Origin of the sequence: Brevundimonas sp. EAKA, assembly GCF_000698025.1 — a bacterium.
Taxonomy (GTDB): Bacteria; Pseudomonadota; Alphaproteobacteria; order Caulobacterales; family Caulobacteraceae; genus Brevundimonas; species Brevundimonas mediterranea_A.
Genome location: NZ_JMQR01000027.1, coordinates 20,721 through 32,898 on the forward strand (window position 1 = coordinate 20,721; position 12,178 = coordinate 32,898).

Consider the following 12,178-nt stretch of genomic DNA (forward strand, 5'->3'; position numbering starts at 1 on the left):
GCGGCGGGGACGCCCTTTCAGGAGGCGACCATGCCCGATCCCATCAAACTGATGCGCATCTACACCGACGAAGCCGCCTATTTCGGGGACCGCAAGGTCTTCGAGATCGTGGCCGACCGCGCGCGCGAAGCCGGCGTCGCCGGCGTGACCGTCCTGCGGGCTCTGGTCGGGTTCGGCCACACGCCGCACACCCATCGCCGGCACCTGCTGGACGACGACCAGTCCCTGATCGTCGAAATGCTGGACGAGGAGTCAAAGCTTCGCGCCTTCGTCCAGACCCTGACCGATCTGGAACATCTGGGGCCGATCACGCTCGAGGCGGTCGAAGTCCTGCGCTGGCCAAATGCAACGCCGGACCCTGCCTAGACGCTGGAACAGGCACGAAGAGAGGAGAAGGCCATGAGCGTGAAGACCGATGAAAGCCGCCAGAAACAGATTCTGCTCCTCGTTCTGGGATTGAACGCGGCCCTGTTCGTGGGGCTCGGCGTCGCGGGCTGGCTGGCCGATTCGAGCGCGCTTCTGGCCAACGCCGTGGACAACGCCTCGGACAGCGCGGTCTATCTGATCAGCTTTCTCGCGGTCGGACGCTCGCCCGCCTGGAAGACGCGGGCCGCGCGGGTGTCGGGGGTGCTGCTCCTGGTCTTCGCCGCCGGGGTGATCGCCGATGTCGCCCGGCGATGGCTGACCGGGGCCGAGCCGCTCGGACCGACCATGATGGTCATGGCCGTGGTGGCCGCGGGGGTGAACCTGTGGTGCCTGCTGCTCCTGAAGCGGGTCAGGACCGACGATGTGAACATGCGGGCGGCGGAGACCTTCAGCTTCAACGACTTCATTTCCAACGGCGGCATCCTGGTCGCCGGCGGCCTGGTGATGTGGCTGGGACGGTCCTGGCCCGATCTGGTGGTCGGCGCTCTCGTGGCGCTCATGGCCGTCAAGGGCGGGCTGGAAATCCTGAAGGACGCGAAAGAAACCCGGGAAGAGGCGACACCCTGATGGCGGGTCACGATCACAAGGACGGCGACAAACACGACCACACGGCGGGCGCCAATTCGCGTCAGCTGACCATCGCCCTGGGCCTGACCGGGACCTTCCTCGTCGCCGAGATCGCCGGCGGCCTCTACTTCAACAGCCTCGCCCTGCTGTCCGACGCCGCGCACATGTTCACCGACGCGGCCGCGCTCGCCATCGCCCTGCTGGCCATCAAGATCGGGCAGCGGGCGGCGGACGACAAGCGGACCTTTGGCTACCGGCGCTTCGAGATTCTGGCGGCCGCGTTCAACGCGGTGCTGCTGTTCCTCGTGGCGGGCTACGTCCTCTACGAGGGCATCAAGCGGATCTTCGACCCGGAGCCGGTCGGCTCGATCGGCATGCTGGCTGTGGCCTCGGTCGGCCTGGTGGTGAACCTGATCGCCATGCGGGTCCTGGCGGCGGGCAAGGACAAGAGCCTGAACATCAAGGGGGCCTATCTGGAGGTCTGGGCCGACATGCTCGGCTCGCTCGGCGTCATCGTCGCGGCCATCGTCATCACCCTGACCGACTGGCGCTGGGTCGATCCGATCGTCGCCATCGGCATCGGCCTGTGGGTCCTGCCGCGCACCTGGATCCTGCTGCGCGACACCACCCACATCCTGCTGGAGGGCACGCCGCGCGGCGTGGTCATGGCGGAGGTGCGCGGCGCCATCGAGGCGATCGACGGCGTCGACAGCCTTCACGATCTTCACGTCTGGGTCTCCGGCGCGGACCAGCCGAGCTGCACCGTCCACCTGGTCCTGGACGACAGCGCGGCGCCAGAGCCGGTGCGCCGCGCCGTTGCGGCGCTCCTGGAAGAGCGGTTCGCGATCCATCACAGCACCGTCCAGATCGAGGCCGAGCCCTGCGGCGACGTCGAGGGCGGCCACCGGTGAGCCGGGCGGCGTCCGCCTGAGGAGGGGAGCATGGGCGGCAAGAGATTCACGGTCCGCGGTCGCAGCCCCGGTTGGTCCGAACGGCCCTACAGCAAACGCCGCGCCGGGCGCCCCCGTCCGCCGGAACGGCCCCGGCCGGTGCTCGACCTCGTCGCCGCCGGCGTCAACCTGACGCTCGCCGTCGGCGGCGCCCTCTTCATCGGGCTCAGGCTGTACAGCGTCTTCAGGCTTCCGCTCGTCGTCGGCTACGGCGCCACGTTGGGCCTGCTGGGCGCCGCCTGTCTTGTCAGCGCCCGGCCGGGCTGGCCGCGGCGTCTCACCGCCGCCGGACTGGCGATCGCCCTGGCGGTCGGCGCCGCCCTGCTCTGGCCCGGCGGGCCGCCCTGGGCCGGACGCTAACCTTTCCTTGCCCGCTCGCGGGCTACGGTGGGCGCATGGTCCTTGGCGACGACGCATCGATGAAGCCCCGCCCGCCGCGCATCGCCCGCGGCGGCTGGCTGGACGCGCTCCGCTTCATCGTCGGCGCGCTGATCATCCTCTACCATTTCCGCGAGGCCTCGCCGGTTCCGCTGCCGCAACTGCATCCGGTGTTTGACCGCGGCTATCTGCTCACCGACTTCTTCATCATCGACTCCGGCTACGTCCTGGCCCGCATCTACGGCGACCGGCTCGCGGCCGGCCAGGCGTCGCTGCGCGCCTATGCGCGCCAGCGCCTGTTGCGGGTCATTCCGGCCCACCTCGTCGTCAGCCTTATTCTCGTGGCGATCGTCGGCGGCGCCGCCCTGGCGGGGGTCGCGCCCAGCAATCCGCGCTGGTTCGACTGGTCGCAGCTGCCGGCCCAGGTCCTGCTGGTCCAGGCCTATGGCGTGCCAGGCGGGCAGGGGTGGAACGCCCCGACCTGGACGCTCTCGGCCCTGATCGGCTGCTATCTCCTGCTGCCCTGGATCTGCCGCGTCCTGTGGCGCTGGCCGCCGGTCGCCATTGTGATCGGCGCGACGTTGCTGGTAATCGGCGCCGACGTCGCCGCCACGCTGTGGCTCGGGGATCCGATCTACCGGCTGCCGATGCGCTACGGCGTCCTGCGCGCCCTGCCGCTCTTCCTGCTCGGGGTCGCGGCGGCCTTCTACGGTTCGCGGGTCTATGTCCCGCCGCGCCGGGCCGGAGCGATCGGCGTCGGCGCCGCCGTCGCGCTCGTGGGGCTGCAGGCCTTCGGCGCCTTCAGCTTGCTGTCCCTGGGTCTGATGACCGTGATCATCTGGGCCGCCGGCGCCGTGCCGGTGCTCCGGCGGTCGCGCCTGGTCGAACACCTGGCCCTGATGTCGTTTGCGATGTTCCTGACCAATGAGGTGAGCCGCATCGTCTGGTTCGGACTGCTCGACGCCCTGGGGCAGGACGCCCTGTCAGCCGGGGTTCGCTGGGCGCTGTGGTCGATCGGCTTCATCGGCGCCTTCGTGGCGGCGGCGGTGTTCCGATACGCCTTCGACCGGCCGGTGCAGACCTGGCTCAATCCGTCCCGACGGGCGGGCTCGACCCGAAGGTCGGCCGCCGCCACCGAACGGGCCATGGAACTGGCCGCGGGCCCCGGCGTCGCCGCGGCCGCGCGCCCGGGCCAGGCCGTCATCGACCCGCCGCGGGCTTGATCAGGGGCGCGGCTCAATGCTTGCGGGCCCGGACCCCGCGGCCGCCTCCGGCTCCGTCTGGAGGACCGGATCCCGGGCGGCGCCGGGGCGCGGCGGGCGGCAAGCCGAACACAGACCCTGGCCTTCGAGCGTGATCCGTTCGATCTCGTAGCCCGCCGCTGTCGCGGCCGCGTTCAGCGCAGCCAGGTCGGGCGCGGGAACCTCGCGACAGGAGCCGCAGCAGTCGCACAGCAGGTAAAGGGCCGGCGCGCCGGGCCGCTCGGGATCGCAGGCCACGTAGGATTTGAGGGTGGAAAGACGATGAACCAGTCCTCGGGTCTCGAGGAACTGCAGCGCCCGATAGACCGTCGCAGGCTTCGCGACGCGGGCATCCTGGTGATACGTCGCCACGAGATCATAGGCCTTGGCCGGAGAGCCCGCGATAAGCAGGAGCTCCAGCACCCTGCGCCGGGGGCGCGTCAGCCTGTCCCCAGCGGCGGCCACGCGGGCGGCGGCTGCGCCCAAAGCGCGTTCCACCTGTGCCGCCGTCGGCGGCGCGGTCTCCCGGTCGTGCGGACAAGGCGAGGTCATCAACGGGCTGGGCCCGGCCTCCAGGTTCAGCGGACGGCGCCCTTCACTCCAACCGAACGGCGCGCTCATTTTTAGCTTGCATCTACAGTCGCTGGAGGAGGTAGCCTTGCCCTGTAGAGATCACAAGGAACAGACATGACGGCGCAAACCCTCGAAAGCCGATACCGGGTGACCGGGATGGATTGCGCCAGCTGCGGCCGCAAGATCGACACGGCGATCCGCAGGCTGCCGGGCGTCGAGGACGTGTCGGTGGCGGTGCAGACCGGCGTGCTGAAGATCAGGCATGGCGGAGACCTCGCTGACGAAGCGGTCCTGCAGCAACTGCGCAACCTGGGCTACAGCGGGGAAGCGGCCTCGCCGACGTCCGGATCCGTTGCGGCGCCGGCCGGCCCGCCTCCGGCGGCCGCCGGGGCCGGGGGCGCCCCGTGGTGGTGGACCGGGAAGGCGCGCCTCACCGCGCTCTGCGGCCTGGCGCTGCTGTCCGCCTATGGACTGGGCACGCTGTTCCCCTCCCTCGAACGATACGCCTTCCTCGCCGCCCTGGCCGTGGGGTTGATTCCGATCGCGTCGCGCGCCTTTTCGGCGGCGCGCCACGGCATGCCCTTCTCCATCGAAATGCTGATGACCATCGCCGCCGTCGGCGCCGTCTTCATCGGGGCCGCGGAAGAGGCCGCCGCCGTCGTCCTGCTGTTCCTCGTCGGCGAAATGCTGGAAGGGGTGGCGGCCGGACGCGCGCGCAAGAGCATCCAGGGGCTCGCCGCCCTCGTGCCCAAGACCGCCTTCGTCGAGGTGGACGGCGTGACCACGGAAGTCGCCGCCGAGACCGTGGCGGTGGGCGCGGTCATCCTGGTCCGGCCCGGAGACCGCGTTCCCGCGGATGGCGAGATCATCGAGGGCGCGGGAGACCTCGACGAGGCCCCGGTGACGGGCGAGAGCGTGCCCAAACGCAAGGTCGTGGGCGATCCTGTGTTCGCCGGCACGATCAACGGCGGCAGCGTCCTGCGGGTGCGCGTGACGGCCTCGGCCTCGGACAACACCATCGCCCGGGTGGTGCGTCTCGTCGAGGAGGCGCAGGAATCGAAATCTCCGACCGAACGGTTCATCGACCGCTTCTCGAAAATCTACACGCCGGGCGTGCTCGTGTTCGCCGCCCTCGTCGCGGTCACGCCGCCGCTGCTGTTCGGCGGAACGTGGAGCGAATGGATCTACAAGGGCCTCGCCGTGCTGCTGATCGGCTGCCCCTGCGCCCTGGTCATATCCACGCCGGCCGCCATCGCCGCCGGCCTGTCGGCGGGCGCCCGGCGCGGCCTGCTAATGAAGGGCGGGGCCGTGCTGGAAACGCTCGGCAAGATCACCGCGATCGCCTTCGACAAGACGGGGACCTTGACCGCCGGCAAGCCCGTCGTCACCGACGTCGTCGCCGGGACGCGGGACGCCTCCGCCCTGCTGACCCTGGCGGCCGCGCTGGAGACGGGATCAAGCCATCCGCTGGCCCTCGCCATCCTGGCCCGAGCCGAGGCGGATGAGATCACGGCGCCGCCGGCGTCGGCCACCCAGGCCATTGCGGGGGAGGGCGTCGAAGGCGAGGTCGGCGGCGAACGCATATTCCTCGGCTCGCCGCAGGCCGCGGCCCGGCGCGCGCCGATCTCGCCAGCCCAGGACGCAGCCATCGCCGCCCTCAACGCCGAGGGCAAGACGGTGTCCGTCCTTGTCGCCGCAGGCGGGGTGGCCGGGTTCCTCGCCATGCGTGACGAGGCGCGGCCCGATGCGGTCCAGGGTCTGGCCGACCTGAAGGCGCGGGGCATCCGCACCGTCATGCTGACGGGCGACAATCGCCGCACGGCGGAGGCGGTCGCCGCCGGGCTGGGCATCGAGCCCCGGGCCGAACTGCTGCCGCAGGACAAGCTGGTGATCGTCAAGGCGCTCCAGGCCGAAGGTCTGGTGGTCGCCAAGGTCGGGGACGGCATCAACGACGCCCCGGCCCTGGCCCAGGCGGATGTCGGCATCGCCATGGGCGGCGGCACCGACGTGGCCCTGGAGACCGCGGACGCCGCCGTCCTGCGCGGCCGGGTCAGGGACATTCCCGACATGATCGCCCTGTCCCGCGGGGTGATGGGCAATATCCGGCAAAACATAACCATCGCCTTGGGATTGAAGGCCGTCTTCCTGGTCACCACCGTGATCGGAGTGACGGGCCTGTGGCCCGCCATCCTCGCCGACACCGGAGCCACGGTCCTGGTCACGGCCAACGCCATGCGCCTGCTGCGCTGGACGCCGCGTCGACAGGCCTGACGGGAGAGAGCCGGGCTCGAAGGGCCGCGCCGGGAGGGATCCGGGTCAGCCCCTGGCCAGCGAAGGTCAGGGATTATCCGGCGCCGCGCAACCCTGCCTCCGCTCGCGGATTGCATCCCGACACGGCAAGCGACGCCGGAGCGGAGCGCAGGGTGTCATGGGCGAACAGACTGGCGATCAACCGGATGTCGATGGCGAGCGCCCCGACACCGCGAGGACCCGCGGCGAGACTGATCCGGACGCTCCCGCGACGCCGCCGAAGCTCCATATGACGGGCAGGGGTCTCAGCCCGGCCGAGTATCGCGCCCAGCACGGCGGTCACCCGCATCAGGCTGACTTTTCGCGAGGCGCCGATGGCGGCGACGACCCGGCGGAAGCGGCTGGGGCGGGCCAACCCGACAGGCCGTGAACCGGTCGCCTGACGCCCTCCGGCCGCGGGTCGGCGGTCAGGTGCCGTTGTGTCGGCCGAACACGCGGGTCGAGCCGTCGTTGAGGATCAGCACCGTCGTATAGGGTTCGCGGCCGGCGGCCTCCATGCCCGGCGAGCCCGCCGGCATGCCGGGCGCGCTCAAGGCCCTGGCGGCGGGGCGTTCGCTGAGCAGCCGATCGACATCGCCGGCGGGGACGTGGCCTTCGATGGCGTAGGCGCCGACCACCGCCGTGTGACACGAGGCCAGCCGGTCCGGAACGCCGTGCTGCGCCCGGATCGGAGCCAGATCCTCGCGCTCGACGACCTCGACGGTCCAGCCGGCCTGGCGCATGTGCGCGATCCAGCCGCCGCAGCAGCCGCACCAGGGCGTCTTGTAGGCGGTCATCCGCTTCGGCGGCGCGGCGAGGGCCGGGCCGGCGAAGGCGAGGGCCGGCAGCGCCGTCAGAAGGGCGCGTCGGGAGGGGGAGGGCGAAGAGGCGGGCATGACGGCATCCTGGCGAGCGAGGCGACGATCCTAGCCGGATCGCCGGGCGTTGACGACGCTGACGATGTCGCGGGCCGCCGTCAGGCCTGGCGCCCCCAGGACGCGAGCAGACCGCCCTGGCCCGAAAACCGGCGGGGCGTCGTGCGGGGCGAACTATGGGACATTGCGCTTCAGGTCGTCCAGCCAGACCCGGGCGCTCGCGTCCGAGGGCGCCCGCCAGTCGCCGCGCGGCGAAAGGTTGCCGCCCGAAATCACCTTGGGGCCGTTCGGCATGGCGGAGCGCTTGAACTGGCTGAGGGCGAAAAACCGGGTGACAAACACCTCCAGCCATTGCTTGATCGTCGGCAGATCATAGGCGGCGCGCGAGGCGGCCGGGAAGTGGGCCGGCCACGCCCCCGCCTCGAGATCCCGCCAAGCGTGCCAGGCCAGGAAGGCGACCTTGGAGGGACGCAGGCCGTAGCGCGTCAGGTAGAACAGGTTGAAATCCTGCAGTTCGTAGGGCCCGATCCTGGACTGCGTGCTCTGAAGCGCGTCCGCGGCGGCCTGCGGCACCAGCTCGGGCGAGATCTCCGTGCCCAGCACGCCAAGCAAGGTCGCCGAGGCCGCCTCGTCCAACTGCCCGGTGGCCGCGACCCAGCGGATCAGGTGCTGGATGAGGGTCTTGGGGACCGAGCCGTTGACGTTGTAGTGGCTCATGTGATCGCCGACGCCGTAGGTCTGCCAGCCCAGCGCCGACTCGGACAGGTTGCCTGTGCCGAGCACCAGGCCCTCGCGCTGGTTGGCGAGCCGGAACAGGAAGTCGCTCCTCAGCCCGGCCTGGACGTTTTCGAAGGTGACGTCGTAGACCGGTTCGCCGCGGGCGAACGGGTGGCCGATCGCCTCCAGCATCGTCCGCGCCGCGGGCCGGATGTCGATCTCTTCGCCCGTCACCCCGAGGCTTCGCATCAGGGCCCAGGCGTTGCGCTTGGTGCCCTCGCTGGTGGCGAAGCCGGGCATGGTGAAGCCCAGGATGTCCGTGCGCGGACGGCCCAGGGCGTCGAAGGCCTTCGCCGCGACCATCAGGGCGTGGGTGGAGTCGAGGCCGCCGGAGACGCCGACCACGACGCGCCTGACGCCCGCCGCGTCGAGGCGCTTGGCGAGGCCCTGCACCTGGATGTTGAAGGCTTCATAGCAATCCTGGTCCAGCCGGGCCGGATCGTCCGGCACGAACGGAAACCGGTCGTGCGGCCGCAGCAGCCCGATATCGACGTGCTCCGCCGCATGCTCGAAGGCGATCCGCCGGAAAGCGTGCTCGGGGTGGCCGGCGGCGGCGGCGGCGTTGTTGAAGGTGGGCGTCCGCAGCCGCTCGAGGCGCATGCGTTCGACGTCCACGTCCGCCACGGCCATCTGGGCGACGTCCGGGAAGCGGCGGGTCGCGGCCAGCAGACGGCCGAGCTCGTGGATGGTCGCCTGCCCGTCCCAGGCCAGGTCGGTGGTGCTCTCGCCGGGCCCGGCCGCGGCGTAGAGATAGGCGGCCTGGCATCGCATCGACTGCGAGGCGCAGAGCAGCGCGCGCTCGTCGGCCTTGCCGACCACGATGTTGGACGCCGACAGGTTGCAGAGCAGGGTGGCTCCCGCCAGCGCCGCCAGGGTCGAGGGCGGGGTGGCGGCCCAGAAGTCCTCGCAGAGCTCCATGTGGAAGACGAAGTCCGGGACGTCGCTGGCCTCGATGATCAGGTCGGTCCCGAACGGCGCCCTCTGCCCGGCGACGGCGATGTCCAGGCCGCGCACGCCGGCGCCGGGGGCGAACCAGCGGTTCTCGTAATACTCCCGATAGTTCGGAAGGAAGCTCTTGGGCACGACCCCCAGGACGCGGCCCCGGGCGAGGGCGACGGCGCAATTGTAGAGCCGTCCGTTGCGGACGAGGGGCGCTCCCACCACCAGCACCGGGTGCAGGTCCCGGCTCGCCTGCACGAGCTCGGCGAGCGCGGCGTTCACCGCCTGAAGGAGGGCGTCCTGGAGCAGGAGGTCGTCGATCGCATAGGCGGACAGGCCCAGCTCCGGAAACAGCATGAGGTCGGCGCCGCGGGCGTGTCCCTCCCGCGCCAGTTTCAGGGTCTCGAGGAGGTTGGCCGCCGGATCGGCCACGGCGATGCGCGGCGTGCAAACCGCCACACGCACGAACCCCTGCGCCCGGTTGGAATAGAGTTCATGCGCTCGGCCTCCTTTGGCGTCGACCGGTACAGGAGCGGCCCGGCGCCCGGCAAGTTGCGCCCTCCGTCGCGCGCCGCGGCCGCCCGAGCTCGGGCCCGCCGTCATCGCGGGCAGGCGGAGCTCGCTGTCGAGGGCGTCGCGGCGCCCCCGACGGCGGCCTACGGCCGCACGGCCGCGTAGAGGGAGATCGACCCGGTCGGGGTGGGAATCCGCCGCGTCTCGCTCACGGCCTCGAAGCCGGCTTCGCGCATGAGGTCCGGGAGCACGCCGAGCGCATTGGGCTCGGTGTGCTCGAAGCCGTCCAGCATCTGAACCTGCCGGAAGAGCAGGCGCATCAAGGGATTCGCCTGGCGGCCGGCGTCGGCCATATGCAGCCGGCCGCCGGGTCGAAGCGCGCCCAGGCAGGCGGCGAGGATCGCCCGCTTCACGGGCATCGGGCATTGATGCAGCACCAGGCTCGAGACCACCTTGTCCGCGGCCGCGCCCGGCAGGATCGCGGTCAGCGCGTCCCCGTAGCCGGCTCGCCATTCCACGTGGACCCCGGCCCGGCGAGCCTTGTCGCGCGCGATCTCCAGCACCGCCTTGTCGGGATCGACGCCGATGAGGCGCGATCCCGGCGACGCCGTCTTGAGCTGGATCGCGAAGGTCCCGGTGCCGCAGCCGACGTCGAGGATTGTCTCGCCAGGCTGCGGATCGGCTTCCGACAGCAGGGCGCACCGCCAGCGACGCTCCCGGGTCATGACGGCCAGCACCCTGTCGTAGGCGCCGGTGAGCTCGTGGCGACCGAGCGCGGGGACGAAGTCTCTGTCCTGGTTCATGGCGACGAGCATCGCCTGGATTCGGGCTCGCCGCTTGAACGAAGCGGCTGCTCAGCCGGAGGGGACCAGGCGCCGCGGCTGCACCCCGAACATCGCCTTCATCGTCCGCGCGAGGTGCGCGCCGTCGGAGAAGCCGGCCTCATGGGCGGCGGTGGTCACGTCGACCCCGCCCGCCAGCAGTGTCGCCGCAAGCTGCAGCCGCCGCCAGAGGACGAACCGCTTGAACGACAAGCCTTGCGCTTCGGCGAAGACGTGACGGAACCGGTCGGCCGACAAACCCGCGCGGCCCGCAGCCGCATCGAGCCGCACGGGGCCTTCCGAGAGCGCGGCGTCGATGAACGTCAGGACGCCGGCCATCCAGGACACCGCGGGCGCGGCCGGCTCGCCTCCGGCTCCGCCCGCCTGGTCCGACCAGAACCGCCGACGGCCCTCGGCCGCCAGCACGTGGGCGCTGGACGCGCGGACGAGCACGGCCCGAAGCGCCGCGCGCGCCTCCACGCCCAGACTTCCCGGCTCGAAAAACAGGATCTCGGCCTGCGCCGCGGCGCCGAGCCGATGGCCCACGAGCGGATCGACGAGAAACGCCGTGGCGCGAAGGACGCGGCCGCCCGCAGTCTCGACGGCGATCGGCCGGTCGGCGAACACCGCCTGCGCCGCGAGGTGCCGGTGAAGCGCGTTGTCGCCGACCGCGCCGCGCCACCGCGCCCAGCCCGGGCCGATCTGCAGACCCCCGCGCCAGGCGCCGTCAGGGCTCACCGGCGCGCCACAGGCGGGAAACGACGCCGGATGGGGTCAGTCACGGTCCCGGCCCCCGGATCGGCCGCGGCGATCTCGCTCGTCGCGGCGGTCGGATCGCGCGGGCTCGTCGGCGTCGTCCTCGAGGCGCTCTTCCCGCGCCCCGGACGCCACGCCGGCGGGACCGATTCGCCAGCTCACGACGGCGACCACCAGGAGCACCAGCAGCAGGGCGGCGGCCACCGAGCCCCGGCGGGACCGCCCAAGAAGATCCGACGCGGGCGCCCGTCGTTGAGGAGTCAGATCGATGGACCTCAGCAGGCACGACAGGCGTGCCTCGCCCGACCTTGAGGGCATTCCGTTCATGTCGCTCATGTCACCCACCTCCTTCAAGATCGAACTCGGGTACTCCAAGGCGAGTTCCAACGCTGCGGTCCCTCAGTCCACGGTTCGGCTTGTTCGCACGACATCCCCGCGCCGAGCGCCGCCTCGAAGCCCATTCGGGTTCGGACCGAAACAACTCGGACAGTCGGCACTGTCCATCTTCACGCCGCTTTGAAGCCGTCTGCTGAACCCATAAAGGCTCGACGCGGCGGAGAAGCCAAAGGTTCCCCGCCGCGTCGTCAACCCGGACGCCGCCGCCCCGTGCGACGACAGTCCGGCAGCAGGGGATTACTGCGGCCGAATCGCCTTCACTTCGCCCGCGCTGCCTGTAACGACCAGATCAAACTCGACCCGGTCGCCGACCTTCGCCTGGTCAATCAGGGCGGGTGACGCCGCGAAGCCCATGGTCATCGCGGGCCATTCCAGACTGGCGATCGGCTCGTGCTCGATCGTGATCTTGCCGCCCTCCGCGTCGATGGCCGAAATCACCCCGCGCGCGGTCGCGGACTCCTCTCCGGCCGCCGACGACATGGCGTCCATCTCCGCCGGCGCCGCGGGGGCAACGGCGGAACCGGTGGCGGCTGGGGTTTCCGTCTCCGTCGCCGGCTGCTGACTGCAGGCCGCCAGGGCAATGACCGCCCCGGCTGACAGGCTCAGGCCGAGGGCGAGCCTGGCCGACTTCACGAACAGGTTTTTCATAGGGTAGCTCCTTGGGTGGGGGTTTGGGT

At 71.1% G+C, this 12,178-nt stretch carries 12 protein-coding genes and 1 pseudogene; 6 read left to right on the top strand and 7 right to left on the bottom strand.

What is annotated here, in order from left to right:
• The first annotated feature begins 30 nt into the window (after nucleotides 1-30).
• The 5 genes from ER13_RS06015 to ER13_RS06035 are packed head-to-tail and all read left to right on the top strand — an operon-like array spanning nucleotide 31 to nucleotide 3,544.
• Nucleotides 31-366: a DUF190 domain-containing protein gene (locus ER13_RS06015; RefSeq protein ID WP_035307562.1), complete on the top strand. Its 336-nt coding sequence runs from the start codon at nucleotides 31-33 to the stop codon at nucleotides 364-366.
• 33 nt (nucleotides 367-399) lie between these two features.
• Entirely contained in the window at nucleotides 400-993 is a 594-nt protein-coding gene (locus ER13_RS06020; protein WP_035307564.1) for a cation transporter, read from the top strand.
• Nucleotides 993-1,904, top strand: coding sequence for a cation diffusion facilitator family transporter (locus ER13_RS06025; protein ID WP_035307566.1), 912 nt, complete (start codon nucleotides 993-995; stop codon nucleotides 1,902-1,904). The genes ER13_RS06020 and ER13_RS06025 overlap by 1 nt, the downstream gene beginning before the upstream one ends.
• 30 nt (nucleotides 1,905-1,934) lie before the next feature.
• On the top strand, nucleotides 1,935-2,303 hold the full coding sequence (locus ER13_RS06030; protein ID WP_035307568.1) for a hypothetical protein: 369 nt from the start codon (nucleotides 1,935-1,937) through the stop codon (nucleotides 2,301-2,303).
• 59 nt (nucleotides 2,304-2,362) lie between these two features.
• The gene (locus tag ER13_RS06035) at nucleotides 2,363-3,544 is read left to right on the top strand and encodes an acyltransferase (protein WP_035307570.1); all 1,182 of its coding nucleotides are present in this window, start codon (nucleotides 2,363-2,365) and stop codon (nucleotides 3,542-3,544) included.
• Here the strand turns inward: ER13_RS06035 and ER13_RS06040 are convergent, their stop codons facing one another.
• Nucleotides 3,545-4,183: a Fur family transcriptional regulator gene (locus ER13_RS06040; RefSeq protein ID WP_231492484.1), complete on the bottom strand. Its 639-nt coding sequence runs from the start codon at nucleotides 4,181-4,183 to the stop codon at nucleotides 3,545-3,547.
• Nucleotides 4,184-4,249: 66 nt separating this feature from the next.
• Here ER13_RS06040 and ER13_RS06045 point away from each other — a divergent pair, with 66 nt between their 5' ends.
• Nucleotides 4,250-6,406 (top strand): heavy metal translocating P-type ATPase, encoded by a 2,157-nt coding sequence (locus tag ER13_RS06045; protein ID WP_035307572.1) that lies wholly within the window; start codon nucleotides 4,250-4,252, stop codon nucleotides 6,404-6,406.
• A 446-nt stretch (nucleotides 6,407-6,852) separates the two neighbouring features.
• Here the strand turns inward: ER13_RS06045 and ER13_RS06055 are convergent, their stop codons facing one another.
• From ER13_RS06055 to ER13_RS06080, 6 genes and pseudogenes are all read right to left on the bottom strand, one after another.
• Nucleotides 6,853-7,320, bottom strand: a complete 468-nt coding sequence (locus tag ER13_RS06055) for a DUF411 domain-containing protein (protein ID WP_035307575.1) — start codon at nucleotides 7,318-7,320, stop codon at nucleotides 6,853-6,855.
• A 153-nt stretch (nucleotides 7,321-7,473) separates the two neighbouring features.
• A pseudogene (locus ER13_RS06060) lies at nucleotides 7,474-9,504 on the bottom strand (NAD(+) synthase); the annotation flags it as partial.
• Between the two features lie 167 nt (nucleotides 9,505-9,671).
• Nucleotides 9,672-10,343 (bottom strand): class I SAM-dependent methyltransferase, encoded by a 672-nt coding sequence (locus ER13_RS06065; protein WP_230307678.1) that lies wholly within the window; start codon nucleotides 10,341-10,343, stop codon nucleotides 9,672-9,674.
• Nucleotides 10,344-10,382: 39 nt separating this feature from the next.
• Nucleotides 10,383-11,087 (bottom strand): AraC family transcriptional regulator, encoded by a 705-nt coding sequence (locus ER13_RS06070; RefSeq protein WP_052004914.1) that lies wholly within the window; start codon nucleotides 11,085-11,087, stop codon nucleotides 10,383-10,385.
• A gap of 36 nt (nucleotides 11,088-11,123) precedes the next feature.
• Nucleotides 11,124-11,441, bottom strand: a complete 318-nt coding sequence (locus tag ER13_RS06075; protein WP_135194148.1) for a hypothetical protein — start codon at nucleotides 11,439-11,441, stop codon at nucleotides 11,124-11,126.
• 297 nt (nucleotides 11,442-11,738) lie between these two features.
• The gene (locus ER13_RS06080) at nucleotides 11,739-12,149 is read right to left on the bottom strand and encodes a copper-binding protein (protein WP_035307582.1); all 411 of its coding nucleotides are present in this window, start codon (nucleotides 12,147-12,149) and stop codon (nucleotides 11,739-11,741) included.
• Between the last annotated feature and the right edge of the window lie 29 nt (nucleotides 12,150-12,178).

Coding starts and splice junctions, on each gene's coding strand:
- ER13_RS06080 (WP_035307582.1), bottom strand. CDS start 12,149: ATGAAAAACCTGTTCGTGAAGTCGGCCAGGCTCGCCCTCGGCCTGAGC.
- ER13_RS06020 (WP_035307564.1), top strand. CDS start 400: ATGAGCGTGAAGACCGATGAAAGCCGCCAGAAACAGATTCTGCTCCTC.
- ER13_RS06025 (WP_035307566.1), top strand. CDS start 993: ATGGCGGGTCACGATCACAAGGACGGCGACAAACACGACCACACGGCG.
- ER13_RS06030 (WP_035307568.1), top strand. CDS start 1,935: ATGGGCGGCAAGAGATTCACGGTCCGCGGTCGCAGCCCCGGTTGGTCC.
- ER13_RS06040 (WP_231492484.1), bottom strand. CDS start 4,183: ATGAGCGCGCCGTTCGGTTGGAGTGAAGGGCGCCGTCCGCTGAACCTG.
- ER13_RS06035 (WP_035307570.1), top strand. CDS start 2,363: ATGAAGCCCCGCCCGCCGCGCATCGCCCGCGGCGGCTGGCTGGACGCG.
- ER13_RS06015 (WP_035307562.1), top strand. CDS start 31: ATGCCCGATCCCATCAAACTGATGCGCATCTACACCGACGAAGCCGCC.
- ER13_RS06055 (WP_035307575.1), bottom strand. CDS start 7,320: ATGCCCGCCTCTTCGCCCTCCCCCTCCCGACGCGCCCTTCTGACGGCG.
- ER13_RS06045 (WP_035307572.1), top strand. CDS start 4,250: ATGACGGCGCAAACCCTCGAAAGCCGATACCGGGTGACCGGGATGGAT.
- ER13_RS06065 (WP_230307678.1), bottom strand. CDS start 10,343: ATGCTCGTCGCCATGAACCAGGACAGAGACTTCGTCCCCGCGCTCGGT.
- ER13_RS06075 (WP_135194148.1), bottom strand. CDS start 11,441: ATGAGCGACATGAACGGAATGCCCTCAAGGTCGGGCGAGGCACGCCTG.